We start from the raw sequence: 18,106 nt of genomic DNA, 5'->3' as shown, positions 1-18,106 counted from the left end.
GCCGATCGGGTGGCGGGGCTCCCGTAGCATCCGCGGCGTGACTAGCATCACTTCCCCCCAGGTGGCAGGAAAGCTCGGCGTCGTGGTGATCGCACACAACGACGAGGGCTTGGTCGGTGAGGCGATCCGGTCCGTGCTCGACCAGGGCCCCGTGGTCGCGGAGGTCGTGGCCGTCGACGACGGATCGAGCGACGGCACGGCCCGGGTCCTGGACGAACTGGCCGCCCGCCACCCCCGGCTGCGCGTCGTGCACCGCACGGAGAACAGCGGCGGCTGCGGCACCCCCCGCAACGACGGCGTCCGGGCCGTCACCGCCCCCATCGTGATATTCCTCGACAGCGACGACGTCCTGCCCGAGGGCGCCGCCGAGGCCCTGGTCACGGCGGCCGAGCGGCACGGAGCCCCCGTCGCGGTCGGCGCCTGCGTACGGCGCGAGCTGCCCGAGGGCCGCGACGTGCGCTGGCAGCCCGCGCTCTACCACGAGCCCGCCCTCCTGGAGACGGCCGCGGACCTCGTGCCCCTGGTGCACGACACGCTCTGCGTCAACAAGGTCTACGACCGGGCCTTCCTCGCCGAGCACGGCATCCGGTTCCCCGACGGCCGCTGCGTCTACGAGGACTTCCTCTTCACCGCGCGCGTCCTGGCCGCCGCGCCGCGCGTCGCGGTCGTCCCCGACACCGTCTACATCTGGCACGTCCGCCGGGCCGCCGGGCGCCTCTCGATCTCCCTCGACCGGGACGGCATCGCCAACTGGCAGGCGCGGATCGCCGCCCACCGCATGGCCGTGGAGACCTTCGAGGAGGCCGGCCGCAAGGAGCTGGCCACCGCCTGCCGCACCAAGTTCCTCGAACACGACCTGCGCCTGTACGCCCGCGAGTTGAGGCTGCGCGACGCCGCGTACCGGACCGCGTGGTGGGCGCTGGCCCGCGAGCACATCGGGACCTTCGGGGAGCGCGCGATCGCCGCCGCGGCCGCGCCCGCCCGCTGGGCCGCCCGGTTCGTCCTGGCCGCCGAGGAGCCCCGGGACCTGGAGCGGCTCTCCCGGCTCGCCGCCGAACCCGCCCGGCTGCTCCCGCCCTTCGCCCGGAGCGGGGGAGCAGCCGTCTGGTCCGAGGACCTTCCCGTCGAGCTGGACGGCCTGGACAGCCTGCCGCTCGCCGGGCTCCCGCTGCTCGTCGACGGCGAGCTGCGCACCGGGGCGGGCCGCGGCGAGCTGCGGTTCACGGTCCGGGACCTGTACGGACGGCTGCGCGAGGCCCTGCCCCGTACCGCCCGGATCGACTTCGTGCCCAGGGGCGCCGACACGTCCGTGCGCACCGGGCTTTCCGAGCTTTCCGAGGTGGCCGGCGGCTGGTCGGGACGCGTCCCGGCCGGGCTCACCAGTCTGGCCCGTGAGGGCCGCCACAGGGGGGAGCGGGGCGTGCAGCTCTGGGACGTCCGGGCCACGGTGACGTGTGCGGACGGCAGCTCGTTCACGACGGCGCTCCGGCTGCCGGAGGACCGGCAGCGACGCTCGGTCGTGCCGAGCAGCCGGTACGGTGTACTGCTGGTGCGGCAGTACACGACGGCGAACGGCTCGCTGGCGGTACGGCTCGCACCCGGTGCCCGCGACGGGCTCCAGGCGGTCGGAGCCAGGCTCCACAGGCTCGCCCGTAGATCACAGCGAAAGGGGTTTGGGGCATGACTTACCTGATCACCGGTGGTGCCGGCTACATCGGCTCCCATGTGGTCCGTGCCATGACGCAGGCGGGCGAGCGGGTCGTCGTCCTCGACGACCTGTCCACGGGATACGAGTCGCGGGTGCCCGAGGGCGTGCCCCTGGTGGTCGGCTCCACCCTCGACCGGGAGGTCCTCGACCGGACGATCGCCGAGCACGGTGTGACGGGCGTCGTCCACCTCGCCGCGAAGAAGCAGGTCGGCGAGTCCGTCGAGCTGCCGCTGCACTACTACCGCGAGAACGTCGTCGGCCTCACCGTCCTCCTGGAGGCCGTCGCGGCCGCCGGTGTGCGCAACTTCCTCTTCTCCTCCTCCGCCGCCGTCTACGGCATGCCGGACGTCGACCTCGTCACCGAGGAGACCCCCTGCCTGCCGATGAGCCCGTACGGCGAGACCAAGCTGGTCGGCGAGTGGCTGGTCCGTGCCGCGGGCGCGGCGCACGGCATCTCGACGGCCTGCCTGCGCTACTTCAACGTGGCCGGCGCGGCGACCCCCGAGCTGGCCGACACCGGGGTCTTCAACCTGGTCCCGATGGTCTTCGAGCGCCTCGACGCGGGGGAGTCCCCGCGGATCTTCGGCGACGACTACGCCACGCCCGACGGCACCTGCATCCGCGACTACATCCACGTCGAGGACCTGGCCGACGCGCACCTCGTCGCCGCGCGGAAGCTCGCGGAGTGGGCCGCGGCGGGCGAGCCGCGCGACCTGACCGTCAACATCGGCCGGGGCGAGGGCGTCTCCGTCACCGAGATGGTCCGGCTGATCAACGAGATCACCGACCACACCGCCGAGCCCCTGGTCACCCCGCGCCGCCCCGGCGACCCCGCCCGGGTCGTCGCCGCCGCCGACCGCATCGAGGCGGAGCTGGGCTGGAAGGCCCGCCACGACGTGCGCGACATGATCGAGTCGGCCTGGGCCGGCTGGGTCGCCCGCCGCGGCGCGACCGTCTGACGGCGGGAAACGCGACCGTCTGACGGCGGGAAACGCGACCGTCTGACGACGGAAAAGCAGAGGAAGGGCCGGGGAGTCGTACTCCCCGGCCCCTTCGCGCTCGGCGCGCCGTCAGCGCTCCAGGAAGGCGAACAGCGCCTCCCAGCGGTCGGTGATCTCGTCGGCGGCGTACCGCTTCACGTTCTCGAAGGCGGCGTCGCCCATCCGGTTCCGCAGCTCCTCGTCGGTGATGAGGGTGCTGATGTGGTCGCCGAGCTCGACGGTGTTGCCGAGCCGGGCGAGCAGACCGTCCTCGCCGTCCCGGATGATCTCCCGTACCCCCGGTGCGCAGTCGAACGCGGCGCAGGGCAGACCCGTGGCCATCGCTTCGAGCAGGGTGATCGGAAAGCCCTCGGCGCGTGAGGCCTGGGCGAAGACCGAGGCCTCGGAGAGCGCCCCGAGGACGTCGTTGGTGCGGCCCTTCCACTCCACGGACCCGTCGAGGCCGAGCTCGGTCGTCCGGGCGCGCAGCCGCTGCTCCTCGTCCCCGGTGCCGTAGATCCGCAGCTTCCAGGCGGGGTGGCGGGAAGCGATCTCGGCCCAGCTGTCGAGCAGCATGTCCACGCCCTTCTCGTGCGAGAGGCGGCCGATGGAGACGACGACCTTCTCGCTGCGGGGCGCCGGGACCTCGGGCATGAAGGGCAGCGCGTTGGGCATGTGGCCGACGTTGTCCATGCCGGCCCGGATCCAGCGGTCCGCGTCGCCCGGGGTGAGGATGAGCAGCCGGTCGACGTCCTTGTAGTGCCGCTTCACCCGGGAGAGCCGGGAGGTGGCGGCACTGGCGGCGTACGACTCGTGGCTCATGCCGATGACGAGGAGCCCCTTGGTGTCGGCGAGGGCGACCCACTCCATCGCCCACACCTGGGTGACGATCAGGACGGCGCCGGGCCGGGCGGCGGCGAACAGCGCCGTCATCCGGTCGGCCCGCCTGCGCATGCCGGCGGCGCGGGCCGCGTGCCGCCGGCGTTCGACGGCGTTGAGTTTTCCCCTGATGCCGCGCAGCGGCCGTACCTGCGGCGGATGCGTGTCGTACAGGGTGGTGGTGGCGTACGGCAGCGGTTCGGGGAACTCGTGCTCGCGTCCCGCGGGGGCGGGGGTGATGCCGATGACGTGGACGCGGTGGCCCCGGTCGGTGAACTCCCGGGCCATCTGGTGCGTCCAGGTGGTCACGCCGCCCATCTCGTCCACGCTGTTGGAGACGATGAAGATGTCACGGCCGCCGGAGACGGTGGTCTGCTCGGTCACTTCCCGCTCCTCCTGAAGCAGCTCGGTCACTTCCGGCCCCCGGTGAAGAACCGCGCGACGATCCGCTCGGCCGCGTCGCCCCGGTCGTACTCGCTGAACTCCGCGTTGAACCTCTGGCGGGCCGCCGCGTACTTGATGTCGGCCTCGTCCCTGAAGTTGGCGATCACCCCGAAGAACTCCTCCTCCGTGGACACCACGGGTCCGGGGGCGCGTTCCTTCAGGTCGAAGTAGGTGCCTCGGTTCTCCCTGGCGTACTCCTCGTAGTCGTACGTGAGGAAGACCATCGGCCGGTCGAGGAGCCCGTAGTCGAACATCACGGAGGAGTAGTCGGTGATCAGCCCGTCCGCGAGGGCGAGCAGCGGGGTGACGTCGTGGCGGCGGGAGACGTCGACGACGCGGCCCCGGACCGACGGCGGGAGCGACACGCTGTTCAGGTAGTGCGTCCTGACCAGCAGGGTGTGGGTGTCGCCGAAGCGCTCCGCGAACTCCTCGACGTCGAAGGGGAGCTTGAAGGCGCGCACCTTGCCGCCGGGGGCGGCGCGGAAGGTCGGCGCGTACAGCAGCACCGTCTTCTCCGGGGCGATGCCCAGCTCGGCCGCGAGCGGGCCGCGCTCCCGCCTGCCGGTCTCCGTCTCCCGACGGTGTGCCGCGACGAGTTCGTCGTTGCGCGGGTAGCCGACGGGCAGCAGCACCTCCTCGCGGAGCCGGAAGGCCTTGGCGAGGGTGCGCCGGTCGTGCTCGCCGCGGATCAGGAAGTGGTCGAAGCGGTCGAGGGCCTTCTGGAAGGTCTGCTGGGTGCCCAGGCCGCGGGACTTGGTGTGGGGCTCGTCGAAGCCCATGCGCTTGAGGGCCGTGCCGTGCCAGGTCTGGATATAGGTGGTGCCGGGGCGTTTGGTGAGGCGCAGCGGGAAGCCCTGGTTGTCGATCCAGAACTCGGCCTGGGCGAGGGCCCGGAGGTACTGCCGGCTCCAGCGCTTGACGAGGACGGCGTCCTCGGGGAAGCCGGTCGGCTTGGCCCCGGCGTAGGACCAGACGCCTTCGAAGGGGATGTTCCGGCGGCGCATCTCCTCGTAGATGGCCCGGGGGCTGTCGCTGTACTGCTTGCCGAGGTGGCTCTCGAAGACGACGAGCCCCTTGCGGATCGGCAGCTTGCTGTAGAGCCGGTGGTAGAGGCGGAGCTTGGTCTCGCCCGAGTTCAGGTTGCGCTTCGTGTGGAGCAGCCGCTTCAGGCCGGTCTTCGCGAGGCCGGCCGCGCGCCCGTGCATGGCGCCCTCGATCATCGCCGAGGTGTGCACGGCCGCCTTGCCCTCGGCCGCGAGGACGTACGACAGATTGCCCTTCCTGGTGACCTCCGGGACGAAGCGGTCGGAGACCAACTGGGTCAGCCGGGGGCGGATGCGGACGGGGTCGGCCTCGTCGATGGGGGTGCCGCCGACGGAGACCCGGGTCCTGAGCTTCTGGCCGTCGACCGTGAGGACCAGCCGGACGTCCCAGACCGCGTCGATGACGCCGAGCGGACGGACCGTACGGGCGATGTCCACGCGGCCCTTCCACTCGATCCAGGCGCCGGCGTGGCGGACCGAGGCGACCGGGACGTGCGCGGCCTTGCCGCTGACGCTGCGGCGGGCCGAGATCTCCAGGACGGCGCCGAGCTCCGCGTCAGGGGAGATCCGGCCCAGCGGGTTGACGACGCGTCCGGCGAGTTCGACGACACCGCCGGAGCTCGCGTACGAGGTCAGCCGGTTGCCCAGGGCGAGCGAGGTCAGCGGGCGGGTGTCGTAGCCGGCGGCGGTGACGTCCAGGATGCGGCGGCCCTGCTCGGTGTCCAGGTGCTCGGCGCACCAGTAGACGTGCCCGTCCAGCTCGGCGAGCGCGGTGGTGAGGCGGCCCGGGTTGGTGAGCGCGTCGGTGGCGGGCAGGAGGTGGGTCCAGTCCTCCTTGCTCAGGAGGTAGGCGCAGATGGCGTGCAGGGGCTGCACCTCCTCGTACGCCCGGGGGTCGATGTCGGCGAGGTAGCCGTTGGCGAGTTCGGCGAACTCGCGCCGGTAGTCGTCGCCGAGCAGCGGCAGGTCGCGCAGGTGGAGGACGAGGTCGTGCTTGAGGAACTTGATGTCCTTGCGGTACTTGAGCTCGTCGTACCCCTTGCTCTCCAGGAGGGCGTCCACGCGGCGGTGGATCTCCATGCGGTGGACGAAGTTGGCGATCTCGTGGCGCCGGTTGCTGATCGACTTGGCCGACGCCTTCTCCTGCACGTTCCAGTAGTAGACGTGGTTCGGGATGAGGGTGATGCGGCTCGCGGCGACATAGGCCTGGGCCGAGAAGAGCAGGTCCTCGTAGTGGATGCCGACGGGGAACTCGAGCCCCTGTTCGAGGAGGAAAGCCCGCCGGTAGCACTTGTTCGTCGACAGCGTGTCGAAGACCAGCAGGTCGGACAGTTCGGTGATCGAGTCGATCGTCCGGGTCTGCGAGTAGAGCCAGGGGTACCACTCGGTGGTCTTCTTGTTGCGGCTGTCCAGGTGGACGCGGACGCACAGGCCGGAGACGAGGTCGGAGCCGGTGCTCTCGGCGGCGGCGAGCATGTTGCGACAGGCGTTGCGCTCCAGGACGTCGTCGCTGTCGAGGAACATGACGTACGTGCCGGTGGCCTGCTGGATGCCGAAGTTGCGGGGCGCGCCGCAGCCGCCGCTGTTCCGAGGCAGCTGGAAGGCCCTGACCCGGTTCGGGTGTGCGGCGGCGAGCGCCTGGGCGACCGCGAAGGTGTCGTCCTTGCTGCAGTCGTCGACGATCACCACGTCGACACCGTGCAGGGTCTGCTCCAGGACCGATCGTACGGCCGCCGGCAGACGCTCTGCGTCGTTGTAGGCGATGACGACCACGGAGACGTCAGGCACGTGCACCTCGATTCACTTGTCTTTGCTGCACCCGCATTTCAAACTCCCTGGCGTTCACCATCCGTTACGGCCTGTCACCCTTCGCAGGAATGTACGAATCAGGGGCGGCTCAGTCGTTCCACCCCGTAGTACTCGGCGGCGCACTGGGCGGCCCAGTCCCGCGCGTACGCCGTCGTGAAGAAGGGCTCCGCGAGGCTGCCGATGTGCAGGGGCCGGTACGTCACCTCGGTGCGGCCGGCCGCCGCCTCCGCGCGGATCCGGGCGTCCTGCCGGTCCCAGGCCAGGCTGCGCGCCACCGTCGTCGTGGTCAGCGTCCGCGTCGCGGGCACCAGGGCCGCCGTGCCCGCCACGGCGACGACCCCCGCGAGCCCCGCCGCGAGGGCCGCGAGGGCGGACCGGAGCCCGAGCCGCCGCCCGATCCGATGGCCGAACCAGACCCCGTAACCGCAGAGCGCGATCAGGAACGGCACGAGGAAGCTGGTCCACGTGCGCGCGTACGTCCAGCCGCCCGCTCCGTAACCGCTGCGCAGCCCGTACACGGCCACCAGACTCCCCAGCGCGATCAGGGGCACCGGCAGGACGGCGATCACCAGGACCGTGCCGCGGGCCGGCCGGGGGGTACGGGGGGCGGTCGCCGAGGTGGCGCCCACGGCGCTCTCCGGGGCGGCCTCCGGGGCCCGGCGGCGGGCCGGGCCCGGGGTCTTGAGCGCCACCGCGAGCCCGAGGAGCACCCCGGCGGCGAGGACGCCCGCGTACGCCCACTGGCCGCCGATCGTCTCCCAGACGCGGGACCAGTCCTGGAACGTCGCCCCGATCTCCGACAGGGACAGCGGGCGCTTCGGCTGCTGGGCCCGCCGCCAGCGGGCCCCGGGGGAGGTGAAGAGCACCACCGAGCCGATCAGGAGGCCCAGGCACCAGGCGGCGCACCACGTCGACGCGAAGCGGTCGTGGGCGATGCGCAGCCGGGGCAGGCAGAGCACGCCGGCCGCCGCGACGATCAGCCCCGACATGGCGACGAAGGGCTCGCTGAGGGTGCCGACCGCCGTGCCGAGCAGCACCGCCGAGCCGACGGCGACGGACCGGGCCCAGGGCCGGTGGCTGCGCGACGCCCACACCCCGGAGAGCGCCCCCCAGACGCCGATGATGCTCGGGAGCGTGTGGGAAAGGGTGGCCGGCGCCCAGAGCAGCACCTGGTACGAGCGGGTCCCCGCGAGGAACAGCAGCGCCTCCAGCATCAGGACCGCCGTCGCGGTCACCACCACCGGGAGCGGCAGGCGCAGGGCGCGCAGCACCTCCCGGGCGAGGAGGAAGAGGCCCGCGCCCAGCGCGAGGATCAGGAAGGCGGGCAGCAGCTTCGGCCCCCGCATGCCGTCGGAGTAGAGGACGCCGGTGAGGAAGGCGTTGGTGAGGCGCCCGTTCTGGGTGCGGTAGAAGTCCGAGGTGATCCCCAGGACCCCGAGGTCGCGGGCCTTCCAGAGCGCGCACCAGTCGTCCGAGGTGGGGCGCACGTAGACGCCGAGGAAGGCGCCGACCGAGAGCAGTGCCCCGGCGCCGGCGGCGACGACGAGCGCGATCCAGGTCAGCGCCCGCCGGAGACCCTCCTGGGCCCCGGCCTCGGCCGCCGCCCCGCTCACCGTCCTGTCGGCGTCGCCGGAGCCGCCGGTGTCACCGGAGCCGCCGGAGCCGCCGATGTCGCTGGTGTCGCTGGTGTCCTCCACGTCCTGCCCGCCGTTCTCCGGGCGCGCGTCACCGTGCTCCGAGATGGTTGTCCTGCTCACCTGTCATCGCTCCAGCCGGCCAAGTTCCGTGGCATGTCGCCCCTACGAGTGACAAACGGGTGAAAACGCCACGTACACCAATATCTTCCCCGCATGCTTTGCCCCGTGGACGACATGCCGACCGGGGGCGGTCACTCGGACGACGCCGGGCGGTCACTGCCACGCCGTACCGTGGCCGCGCTGCTCGAAGGAGAGTCCGGTGGCGGTCCTTCCAGTCCTTCAGGACGTCCTCTCGCCCATCCCTCTGGAGTGACCGTTCCATGACCAGGCTTTCCGTCGTCGTCCCCTGCTTCAACGAGGAGGACGTCGTCGAGCGGTTCGACACGCGGATGCGACAAGTGCTCGACGCACTCCCGGTCGGATACGAGATCTGTTACGTCGACGACGGAAGTTCCGACGGAACGCTCGGCAAACTGCGCAAGATCGCCGCCCGGCACCCGCAGCACACCCAGTACGCCTCCTTCAGCCGCAACTTCGGCAAGGAGGCCGCCATGCTCGCCGGCCTGCGCAAATCCACCGGCGACGCCGTGGTCATCATGGACGCCGACCTCCAGCACCCGCCCGAGCTTCTCGCTCGCATGCTCGACCTCTACCACCAGGGCCACGACCAGGTGATGGCACGACGCACCCGCGAAGGCGACAAGAAGGTGCGTACGGCGCTCAGTCGCATGTACTACCGGGCCGTCAACCGTTGGGTGGACGTCGAACTCACGGACGGGGTGGGCGACTTCCGTCTGCTCTCCCGCCCCGCCGTCGACGCCCTGCTCTCGCTGCCCGAGTACAACCGCTTCTCCAAGGGCCTCTTCTCCTGGATCGGCTTCGACACCGTCACCTTCGACTACCAGAACGCCGCGCGCGAGGCCGGCGAGACGAAGTGGAAGTTCAGCTCCCTGCTCAACTACGGCATGGACGGGCTGATCTCCTTCAACAACCGTCCGCTGCGCATCGCCCTCTGGCTCGGCATGATGCTCAGCGGCCTCGCCGCCCTCTACGCGGTGTGGGTGACCGTCGCCGCGATCACCAACGGCGTCACCGCCCCCGGCTACGTCACGCTGGTCGCGATCATCGTGGGGCTCGGGGGAGTGCAGATGGTGATGCTGGGACTGATCGGCGAGTACATCGGCCGCATCTACTACGAGACCAAGCGCCGGCCGCACTTCCTCGTCAAGGAGACCCACCGCTCCTTCGGCCGCGCGGCCGCCGAACGCGCCGCCGCCGAACGGATCCGCATCGTGACCGCCGAGCGGGAGCACTGATGGGCTCGGTCCGGGGGAGCGGGTCCGGGTCCGGGTCCGGGTCCGAGGCCGGTTCCGGCGGTCGGCGGGCGCGGCTCGCCGAGATCTTCCGCTTCGCGCTCGTCGGCGGCGTCAACACCGGTACCTTCTTCGGCTGTTACCTCCTCCTGCACCCCTGGATGCCGTACTTCGCCGCGTACTCCCTCGCCTTCCTCCTCAGCATGATCGGCTCCTTCTTCCTCAACACCTACTTCACCTACCGCACCCGGCCGACGTGGAAGAAGTTCGCCCTCTTCCCGCTCACCAACGTCACCAACTACCTGGTGCAGAGCGTCGGTCTCTACGCGCTCGTCACCTGGGCCGGAATGGACGACAGGATCGCGCCACTCGTCGCGGCCGTCGTCGCGATCCCGTTCACCTACCTGATCTCCCAACGGATCCTGGTGCCCCGCTCCACCGGCCGGCCCGCCGACACCCCCGGTCCGTCCGGTCCGTCCGGTCCAGGGAGCGAAACGGACGAGCGGCAGCCCTCCCGGCTCGCGTAGATTGCCTGACAGCCGCGGCGGGGAGCACGCGGCGCGCAGCACAGCCGAGTGAGGACGACGCAGGTGACGACCCAGGTGACGGGACAGACGGACGTGGCAAGGCAGTACGTGACGGAGGCCCGCAGAATCGTCGTCAAGGTCGGCTCCTCCTCGCTCACCACCGCCTCCGGAGGACTCGACGCCGACCGCGTCGACGCCCTCGTCGACGTGCTCGCCAAGGTCCGCAGCGGCGGCGAGAAGGAGATCGTCCTCGTCTCCTCCGGCGCCATCGCCGCGGGACTCGCACCGCTCGGCCTCGCCCGCCGCCCCAAGGACCTCGCCCGCCAGCAGGCCGCCGCCAGCGTCGGCCAGGGCCTCCTCGTCGCCCGCTACACCGCCTCCTTCGCCCGCTACGGCGTCCGCGTCGGCCAGGTCCTCCTCACCACCGACGACACCAGTCGGCGCGCCCACTACCGCAACGCGTACCGCACCCTGGACCAGCTCCTCGCCATGGGCGCGCTGCCCGTCGTCAACGAGAACGACACCGTCGCCACGGACGAGATCCGCTTCGGCGACAACGACCGGCTCGCCGCCCTCGTCGCCCACCTCGTCCGCGCCGACCTGCTCGTGCTGCTCTCCGACGTCGACGGCCTGTACGACGGAGACCCGTCCAAGCCCGGCACCTCGCGGATCGCCGAGGTCACCGGCCCCGCGGACATCGCCCACGTCGAGATCGGCTCGGCAGGCAAGGCGGGCGTCGGCACCGGCGGCATGGTCACCAAGGTCGAGGCCGCCCGGATCGCCGCCGCCGCGGGCATCCCCGTGGTCCTCACCTCCGCGAGCCGCGCCGCCGACGCCCTCGCCGGCCGGGACACCGGCACGTACTTCCACCGCACCGGCCGCCGCTCCGCCGACCGGCTGCTCTGGCTCGCCCACGCCTCCACCCCGCAGGGCTCCCTCAGCCTCGACGACGGAGCCGTACGAGCCGTCGTCGAGGGCAAGAAGTCCCTCCTCGCGGCCGGTGTCGCGGCCGTCGAGGGCGACTTCGTGGCCGGCGACCCCGTCGAGCTCCGCGACGCCTCCGGCCGGGCCGTCGCCCGCGGCCTCGTCAACTTCGACGCCAAGGAGCTGCCCCGGATGCTCGGCCGCTCCACCCACGAGCTCGCCAAGGAGCTCGGACCCGAGTACGAGCGAGAGGTCGTCCACCGCGACGACCTGGTCGTCATCCGCTGACGGGCCGACGCCGAAACGGCTGAAAGTCTGGCCATCCGGAAGGGACCTTTACCAAAACCGCCCCATGTCCCGCCTCGGGCTGGTCAACTTTGTCTCGGGGGTAAGACAAGGCGGGGTACAGCACCACACGCATCACACAGGAGGCCGCCGGTGAGACGAGCGCGCCCAGGGGCACCGCCCCGCGGGACTGCCGAACGCGCCCTGACCAGTGTCGAGGCCGGAGCCGACTTCGACGAAGCACAGGACAGGTCGGACAGGTCGGACAGGTCAGCCAGGTCGGACCTGTCCACGGACAGGAAGACCGAGACCACCACCGAGACACGTGAGGAACGGCCGGTGTCCAAGCTCTGGCACATCACTCTCAGTGTGTCGGGCGTGGAATCGCCGCTGAAGGAGGTGCGACGCGGGCTCGAACAGCTGGCCCACGACCACCCCTTCCTGCTGACCAGCCGCTACGCCAACGACCACGCCGAGATCCGGTACTGGGAGGAGGCCCGCGACCTGCACGACGCGGCGGCCGTCGCCCTGCGCCTGTGGGGCGAGCACCGGCAGACCGCCAAGCTGCCGCCCTGGGAGATCGTGGGCCTGGAAGTCATCGACCGCGAGACCTACCACCAGCGGATCGCGGAGGGCTACGGCCCGCCGCCCGCCGCCCCGGTCGGCGTCCACCCGTACTGACGGCCGGATCCCCGCCCGGGGGCACGTCCCGGAGCCTGGGCGGGCCCCCGCCCAGGGATACGTCTCGGAGTGCGGGATACGTGAGGGATGTCCGCAGGGGTGCCAGTACCCTGCGGACATGACCTCGCTCACGCCCCTCGACAACCTCTCCCCGGTCACCCGGGCCGCCTACCGGGCCCGTGGCGCCGCCGCCGAAATCGCGCCACTCCCGCGCGCGGCCAAGGACGACGCGCTCCTCGCGATCGCGGACGCCCTCGAAGTCCGCACCGCCGAGATCGTCGAAGCCAACGCCGTGGACATCGCCAAGGCCCGCGAAGCCGGGACCAGCGAGGCCATCATCGACCGTCTGACCCTCACCCCGGAGCGCGTCCGGGCCATCGCCGCCGACGTCCGTGACGTCGCCGCGCTGCCCGACCCCGTCGGCGAGGTCGTCCGCGGCCAGACCCTCCCCAACGGCATCGACCTGCGCCAGATCCGCGTCCCGCTCGGCGTCGTCGGCATCATCTACGAGGCCCGCCCCAACGTCACCGTCGACGCCGCCGCCCTCTGCCTCAAGTCCGGCAACGCCGTCCTGCTCCGCGGCTCCTCCTCCGCGTACGCCTCCAACACCGCCCTGGTGACCGTCCTGCGCGACGCCGTCGGCGGCGCCGGACTGCCCGCCGACGCCATCCAGCTCGTCCCCGGCGAGTCCCGCGAATCGGTCCGCGAGCTGATGCGCGCCCGCGGCCTCGTCGACGTCCTCATCCCGCGCGGCGGCGCCTCCCTGATCAAGACCGTCGTCGAGGAGTCCACCGTCCCGGTCATCGAGACCGGCACCGGCAACTGCCACGTCTACGTCGACGCCCAGACCGACCTCGACATGGCCGTCGACATCCTGATCAACTCCAAGGCCTCGCGGGTCAGCGTCTGCAACGCCGCCGAGACCCTCCTCGTCCACCAGGACGTCGCCGAGGCCTTCCTGCCCAAGGCGCTCGCCGCCCTCGCCGAGGCCGGCGTCACCGTCCACGCCGACGAGCGGGTCCTCGCCCTCTCCGAGGGCTCCAAGGCCACCGTCGTCCCGGCCACGCCCGAGGACTGGGAGACCGAGTACCTCTCGTACGACATCGCCGCCGCCGTCGTCGACTCCCTCGACAAGGCCGTCGACCACATCCGGATGTGGTCCTCCGGCCACACCGAGGCGATCGTCACCACCTCGCAGGCCGCGGCCCGCCGTTTCACCCAGCTGGTCGACTCCACCACGGTCGCCGTGAACGCCTCCACCCGGTTCACGGACGGCGGACAGTTCGGCTTCGGCGCCGAGATCGGCATCTCCACCCAGAAGCTGCACGCCCGGGGCCCCATGGGCCTTCCCGAGCTGACCTCGACCAAGTACATCGTCACCGGTGACGGTCACGTGCGGTAACACCTCCTTACTTATCGGTACGGGGAGGACGGGCAGGGAGACTTCGCACTCTCCCTGCCCAAAACCACCTGCCGGGTCTACTCTGAATCCGTGCCGGACGACGTGGGGGGCAGGCCGTTCCAGGACGGCGGGGACCCCGAGGGAGTCGACCGCGGAGGCGCCGACGAGGTCCACGCCGACGTGGTCTTCGACGAGGCCTTCGTCAGGGCCGCCACCATCCACGAGCCCACCGCGGTCGAGCGGCTCCTCGCCGCCGCCCAGGCCCGTGCCGAGGCCGAGGCGGCCCGCGCCCGCGCCGGTGGCGGATCCGTCGAGGACGACCCCTACGAGGACGGCCCCGACCCCTTCGGCCTCACCTACGAGCCCGACGACATCGGCGACGACGCCAGCCCCTACGGCCGCCACGGCGGGGCCCTGCGCCCCTACCGGGGCCGCGCCCGCTGGCTCCGGCCCGTCGCCTGGGTCCTCGCCCTCGTCATGGGCGTCGGCATGGTCGCCCTCGCCTTCAGCGCCGTCTACCGCGGCGCGGCCGCCAACCACGAGGACCAGGTCCCGCCGCCGGCCACCACCGGCGTCGACACACCGAACCCCAACCCGGCCCCACCGGCCGCCCAGGCCCCCGCCACCGCCCCCGCGGCCGGGGCGGCAGCACCCCGTTAACCGCGGGCGACCGGGTCGGCGGGCCCCCTGTCAATGGCCGGCGGTCGTGTCGGCAGGCACCCCGCCAGTGGCCGAGGGCCGGGTCGGCAGGTACCCCGCCAGCGGCCGAGGGCCGGGTCGGCAGCCACCCCGCCAGCGGCCGACGGCCCGGTCGGCAGGCACCCCGTGGGTCGTCCCGCCCCCTCCGCGACGCACACTGACGGCGGAATTCCTCCGAACTTGTCCCCGGACTTGTCTCCGGGCGTTTACCGAAGGCCCCACAGACCTACCCTGAAGGTATGGCAGGGCGTGGCGACCCGCCTGAGGGGACACCCGAGGGGCTCCCCGGCGGTGAGGACGAGTACCGATCCGTCGTCTTCGACGAGGCGTTCATCCGCGCTGCCCACCTCCAGGAGTTCTCGGCCCGGGAGCGGATGGGCGAGCACGCCCAGGCCGTCCGCAGCCGCTCCTCCTGGGAGAGCCGGAGCGGCTCCCGCCAGGCGGTCATGCTCGTGCTGCTGATCCTCCTCGCCTTCGGAACCGCCATCTACCTGGGCGTACGCAACCCGTACCAGCCCCCCGTCGACCAGCGGGCCGAGCCCCTGCGGACCACCGTGGTCCCGCTCGCCCCCCAGGGCGCCGTCCCGGGCGGCACACCCACCCAGCTCTTCGCCCACAGCCCGGCCGCCGAGTACCGCACCGGGGCCGCCGGCATCAACCTGCCCATCGCGGGGCGCACCTCCCACTTCGCCGAGAGCCAGGTCGTCACCGGCCTCAGCATCGCCAAGGACTACCTGGTGGCCTCCGCCCTGGAGCCCGACGTCCTGTCCGGGGCGACCGCCCGGCCCGTGCGCCTGCTGCTCGACCCGGACCAGCTGGAACAGTTCGACCGGAGCGTGGAGTCCCCCGCCGACGACGGCCGGCACGCCCTCGCCGCCTGGCTCGTCCGCTTCGACCCCCGGCAGGTGGCCCTCGCGGAGCCCGCCGCCCGCGTGCAGGGCGTCCTCCGCTTCGAGGAGGTCGGCCCCGACACGCTGGACGTCACCGCGGACCACACGTACACCTACGCACTCCGCCCGGCCTCCCAGGGCACGGGGCCGGTCGCCGCGGCGTCCCTCTTCACGGTCCACCGCGTGGTGCACTTCCGCTTCGACCGCGAGGACCTGCGCATGCACCGCGCCGAACTGCTGACCAGCACCGTGGAGGCCGGCCCGCAGGCGTGCGGCACCGACACCACGGGTTCCCTGAAGCCGCTCCTGGCGGGAGCGCGGGCCTCCGACGCGAGTACAGGTCCGGCGGTCACCGACCCGTACGCCACCGCCCGCCCGGCCGCCCCCACGCTGTGCGGAGTGCTCGCGCCGAGCGCTCAGCCCTCGCTCTGACCGTCCCCGGTCCCGTCGCCCGACCCGCTCCCGGCCCGGCCTCCGGCACCCTTGCCGTCCCCGGCCGGGTCGCCGTCCGCCTTCTGGCCGCCCTGGCCGCCGAACCGGTTGCGCAGCCGCCCGCCCAGGTCGCCCGCCAGGTCGCCGGCGCCCCCGGCTATGTCCCCGACCAGCTTCAGCAGGGGATCCTTGCTGGTCCGCACCGTGTCGGCGTAGTGCCCGGCCGACTCGCGGAAGGAGTCCGTGACCGAGGTGTCCTTGTCCTCGGTGCGCTTCGGGTAGTGCCCGTCCATGATCCGCTGGAAGTCGCGGCTCTCCGACCACTTCTTCAGCTCCGCCGCCCGGACGGTGGTGAAGGGGTGCGAGCGCGGCAGCACGTTGAGGATCTTCAGGACCGAGTCCCGCAGGTCCCCGGCCTTCTCGTACTCGTCGGCCTGGGCGAGGAACGCGTCCACGTTCATCTCGTGCAGGTGGTTGCCGCCGGCGATCTTCATCAGGCCGCGCATCGAGGCCCGCACGTCCTGGCCGACGAGGAGTCCGGCCCGGTCGGCGGAGAGCTCGGACTTGCGGAACCACTCGCGCAGCGCGGTCACGATGGCCGTGATCGCGACCGTCCCCAGCGGGATCCACGCGATCTTGAGCGCGAGGTTGGTGAGGAACAGCAGCACCGTGCGGTACACGGAGTGCCCGGACAGCGCGTGCCCGACCTCGTGGCCGACGACCGCCCGCATCTCCTCCTCGTCGAGGAGCTCCACCAGACCGGTGGTGAGCACGATGATCGGCTCGTCCAGGCCGATGCACATCGCGTTGGGCTTCGGGTCCTGGACCACGTACATCGGCGGGACCTTCTCCAGGTCCAGGATGTAACAGGCGTCCCTCAGCATGTCGTTGAGGTGGATGAACTGCGCGTCGCTCACCCGGACGGAGTCCGAGAGGTAGAGGAGTCGCAGGCTGCGCTCCGGCAGCAGTCCGCTGAGCGCCTTGAAGGCCGTGTCGAAGCCGCTGAGCTTCCGCAGGGCCACCAGGGCCGAGCGGTCGGCCGGGTGCTCGTAGGCCCGCGAGGAGATGCCCGGGAACCGCTTGCGCTGCCTGCTCGGCACGTTCCCCTGGTCGTTCTCGGTCATGGATGCCCCCTGTTCGTACGAGTCGGTGCTCGTCCCCCTGACTGAACCCACCCTAGGCGCTGGCGCTACCGTGTGCCGGGGACCCTGTGGATAACTAGGGCGCCGAGGACGACCGAAGGGCACGACCGACATGCCGGACACCGCCGACGCCGCAGCCGCGCTGCTCGCGGCCACCGCACAGCAGGGGCCGGGCGACACGCTCCGGATCCTGCTGCTCGTCTCGATGGTGGGCGGGGCCCTGCTCGCCTGGTTCCTGCTGCGCGGGTACCGCAGCGGCGACACGGCCGGCGACGAGACGGCCGCCGACGGCACGGACACCGACAGGGGCCGCGACGCCAACGCCTGAGTCGGCGTGAGCGCGCCGCGACCGCCCGCATACGATGTGCGCGAAGTCTCCGCTCCCATCCCCGATCGATAGGTCTGCCGAAGATGAGCCTCCACAGCACCGCCGCCCACCTGGTCACCCTCGCCGAGGGCGCCGAGCACGGCGGCAACCACGAAAGCCTCAGCCCCTACCTCACCGGCTTCGGTGCCTTCGGCACCCTGCTTCTGCTGCTGTGGATCACCACCCGCTTCAACCGCGACCGCTGAACCGGAGACCGCTGATCAGGCGTCCGCCGCCGTGCCAGTAGGCTCTGCACGCATGGGAGAGCAGGAAGTGCCTACTGGCGGGCGCGGCAAGCGCCGACTCGGCGTGATGGGCGGAACCTTCGACCCGATCCACCACGGACACCTGGTGGCGGCCAGCGAGGTCGCCGCCCTGTTCCACCTGGACGAGGTGGTGTTCGTACCGACCGGGGAGCCGTGGCAGAAGAGCCACAAGGCCGTCTCGTCGCCCGAGGACCGCTATCTGATGACGGTCATCGCCACGGCGTCCAACCCGCAGTTCTCCGTGAGCCGGATCGACATCGACCGCGGCGGTGCGACGTACACCATCGACACCCTGCGGGACCTGCGGTCTCTCAACAGCGACTCTGACCTGTTCTTCATCACCGGGGCCGACGCGCTGTCGCAGATCCTCACCTGGCGCGACGCCGAGGAGCTCTTCTCGCTCGCGCACTTCATCGGCGTCACCCGGCCGGGCCACGACCTCACCGACGACGGACTGCCCAAGGGCGGGGTCTCGCTCGTCGAGGTGCCCGCGCTCGCCATCTCCTCCACCGACTGCAGGGCGAGGGTCGCGCAGGGCGATCCCGTCTGGTACCTGGTCCCGGACGGCGTGGTGCGCTACATCGACAAGCGCCAGTTGTACCGCGGCAAGTGAGCTTC

The 18,106-nt window shown here is 71.7% G+C and carries 16 protein-coding genes; 12 read left to right on the top strand and 4 right to left on the bottom strand.

What is annotated here, in order from left to right; translation table 11 throughout:
- The first annotated feature begins 37 nt into the window (after positions 1-37).
- Positions 38-1,684 carry a glycosyltransferase family 2 protein gene (locus tag SVTN_RS12845; RefSeq protein WP_041129215.1) on the top strand — a complete coding sequence of 549 codons (1,647 nt, stop codon included), beginning with the start codon at positions 38-40 and terminating at the stop codon, positions 1,682-1,684.
- Entirely contained in the window at positions 1,681-2,667 is a 987-nt protein-coding gene (gene galE, locus SVTN_RS12840; RefSeq protein WP_041129214.1) for a UDP-glucose 4-epimerase GalE, read from the top strand. The genes SVTN_RS12845 and galE overlap by 4 nt, the downstream gene beginning before the upstream one ends.
- A gap of 111 nt (positions 2,668-2,778) precedes the next feature.
- Here galE and SVTN_RS12835 read toward each other — a convergent pair whose 3' ends face one another.
- The 3 genes from SVTN_RS12835 to SVTN_RS12825 form a co-directional block, all read right to left on the bottom strand.
- A complete protein-coding gene (locus SVTN_RS12835) occupies positions 2,779-3,885 on the bottom strand; it encodes a glycosyltransferase (protein WP_078908744.1) in 1,107 nt (368 codons plus the stop codon).
- A 92-nt stretch (positions 3,886-3,977) separates the two neighbouring features.
- Positions 3,978-6,848, bottom strand: coding sequence for a bifunctional glycosyltransferase/CDP-glycerol:glycerophosphate glycerophosphotransferase (locus SVTN_RS12830; RefSeq protein ID WP_041129212.1), 2,871 nt, complete (start codon positions 6,846-6,848; stop codon positions 3,978-3,980).
- Between the two features lie 92 nt (positions 6,849-6,940).
- Positions 6,941-8,620 carry a DUF6056 family protein gene (locus SVTN_RS12825; RefSeq protein WP_041129211.1) on the bottom strand — a complete coding sequence of 560 codons (1,680 nt, stop codon included), beginning with the start codon at positions 8,618-8,620 and terminating at the stop codon, positions 6,941-6,943.
- Between the two features lie 260 nt (positions 8,621-8,880).
- Between SVTN_RS12825 and SVTN_RS12820 the strand changes: the two genes are divergently transcribed.
- The 7 genes from SVTN_RS12820 to SVTN_RS12790 all read left to right on the top strand — a co-directional run bounded on the left by SVTN_RS12820 (position 8,881) and on the right by SVTN_RS12790 (position 15,713).
- Positions 8,881-9,876, top strand: coding sequence for a glycosyltransferase family 2 protein (locus SVTN_RS12820; protein WP_041129210.1), 996 nt, complete (start codon positions 8,881-8,883; stop codon positions 9,874-9,876).
- Positions 9,876-10,400: a GtrA family protein gene (locus tag SVTN_RS12815; RefSeq protein WP_245727525.1), complete on the top strand. Its 525-nt coding sequence runs from the start codon at positions 9,876-9,878 to the stop codon at positions 10,398-10,400. Before SVTN_RS12820 ends, SVTN_RS12815 begins: the two co-directional genes overlap by 1 nt.
- A gap of 108 nt (positions 10,401-10,508) precedes the next feature.
- Positions 10,509-11,612, top strand: coding sequence for a glutamate 5-kinase (gene proB, locus SVTN_RS12810; protein WP_041133838.1), 1,104 nt, complete (start codon positions 10,509-10,511; stop codon positions 11,610-11,612).
- A gap of 150 nt (positions 11,613-11,762) precedes the next feature.
- Positions 11,763-12,290 carry a hypothetical protein gene (locus tag SVTN_RS12805; RefSeq protein WP_041129209.1) on the top strand — a complete coding sequence of 176 codons (528 nt, stop codon included), beginning with the start codon at positions 11,763-11,765 and terminating at the stop codon, positions 12,288-12,290.
- A 118-nt stretch (positions 12,291-12,408) separates the two neighbouring features.
- Positions 12,409-13,692, top strand: a complete 1,284-nt coding sequence (locus SVTN_RS12800) for a glutamate-5-semialdehyde dehydrogenase (protein ID WP_041129208.1) — start codon at positions 12,409-12,411, stop codon at positions 13,690-13,692.
- A 90-nt stretch (positions 13,693-13,782) separates the two neighbouring features.
- Positions 13,783-14,352 (top strand): SCO2584 family spore wall biosynthesis protein, encoded by a 570-nt coding sequence (locus tag SVTN_RS12795; RefSeq protein WP_041129207.1) that lies wholly within the window; start codon positions 13,783-13,785, stop codon positions 14,350-14,352.
- A 278-nt stretch (positions 14,353-14,630) separates the two neighbouring features.
- Positions 14,631-15,713 carry an SCO2583 family membrane protein gene (locus SVTN_RS12790; RefSeq protein ID WP_041129206.1) on the top strand — a complete coding sequence of 361 codons (1,083 nt, stop codon included), beginning with the start codon at positions 14,631-14,633 and terminating at the stop codon, positions 15,711-15,713.
- Here the strand turns inward: SVTN_RS12790 and SVTN_RS12785 are convergent.
- Positions 15,698-16,837 carry a M48 family metallopeptidase gene (locus SVTN_RS12785; RefSeq protein WP_041129205.1) on the bottom strand — a complete coding sequence of 380 codons (1,140 nt, stop codon included), beginning with the start codon at positions 16,835-16,837 and terminating at the stop codon, positions 15,698-15,700. The genes SVTN_RS12790 and SVTN_RS12785 overlap by 16 nt on opposite strands.
- 130 nt (positions 16,838-16,967) lie before the next feature.
- Between SVTN_RS12785 and SVTN_RS12780 the strand changes: the two genes are divergently transcribed.
- The 3 genes from SVTN_RS12780 to nadD all read left to right on the top strand — a co-directional run bounded on the left by SVTN_RS12780 (position 16,968) and on the right by nadD (position 18,101).
- On the top strand, positions 16,968-17,183 hold the full coding sequence (locus tag SVTN_RS12780; RefSeq protein ID WP_041129204.1) for a hypothetical protein: 216 nt from the start codon (positions 16,968-16,970) through the stop codon (positions 17,181-17,183).
- An 83-nt stretch (positions 17,184-17,266) separates the two neighbouring features.
- The gene (locus SVTN_RS44785; RefSeq protein WP_030684916.1) at positions 17,267-17,428 is read left to right on the top strand and encodes a hypothetical protein; all 162 of its coding nucleotides are present in this window, start codon (positions 17,267-17,269) and stop codon (positions 17,426-17,428) included.
- A gap of 52 nt (positions 17,429-17,480) precedes the next feature.
- Positions 17,481-18,101: a nicotinate-nucleotide adenylyltransferase gene (nadD, locus tag SVTN_RS12770; RefSeq protein WP_052499085.1), complete on the top strand. Its 621-nt coding sequence runs from the start codon at positions 17,481-17,483 to the stop codon at positions 18,099-18,101.
- Positions 18,102-18,106: the final 5 nt, after the last annotated feature.

It is taken from the genome of Streptomyces vietnamensis, assembly GCF_000830005.1.
In the GTDB taxonomy this organism is placed as follows: Bacteria; Actinomycetota; Actinomycetes; order Streptomycetales; family Streptomycetaceae; genus Streptomyces; species Streptomyces vietnamensis.
This window is presented reverse-complemented; position numbering and strand designations above follow the sequence as displayed.

Coding starts and splice junctions, on each gene's coding strand:
- galE (WP_041129214.1), top strand. CDS start 1,681: ATGACTTACCTGATCACCGGTGGTGCCGGCTACATCGGCTCCCATGTG.
- SVTN_RS12835 (WP_078908744.1), bottom strand. CDS start 3,885: ATGGGCGGCGTGACCACCTGGACGCACCAGATGGCCCGGGAGTTCACC.
- SVTN_RS12820 (WP_041129210.1), top strand. CDS start 8,881: ATGACCAGGCTTTCCGTCGTCGTCCCCTGCTTCAACGAGGAGGACGTC.
- SVTN_RS12815 (WP_245727525.1), top strand. CDS start 9,876: ATGGGCTCGGTCCGGGGGAGCGGGTCCGGGTCCGGGTCCGGGTCCGAG.
- SVTN_RS12800 (WP_041129208.1), top strand. CDS start 12,409: ATGACCTCGCTCACGCCCCTCGACAACCTCTCCCCGGTCACCCGGGCC.
- SVTN_RS12790 (WP_041129206.1), top strand. CDS start 14,631: ATGGCAGGGCGTGGCGACCCGCCTGAGGGGACACCCGAGGGGCTCCCC.
- SVTN_RS12785 (WP_041129205.1), bottom strand. CDS start 16,837: ATGACCGAGAACGACCAGGGGAACGTGCCGAGCAGGCAGCGCAAGCGG.
- SVTN_RS12780 (WP_041129204.1), top strand. CDS start 16,968: ATGCCGGACACCGCCGACGCCGCAGCCGCGCTGCTCGCGGCCACCGCA.
- SVTN_RS44785 (WP_030684916.1), top strand. CDS start 17,267: ATGAGCCTCCACAGCACCGCCGCCCACCTGGTCACCCTCGCCGAGGGC.
- nadD (WP_052499085.1), top strand. CDS start 17,481: ATGGGAGAGCAGGAAGTGCCTACTGGCGGGCGCGGCAAGCGCCGACTC.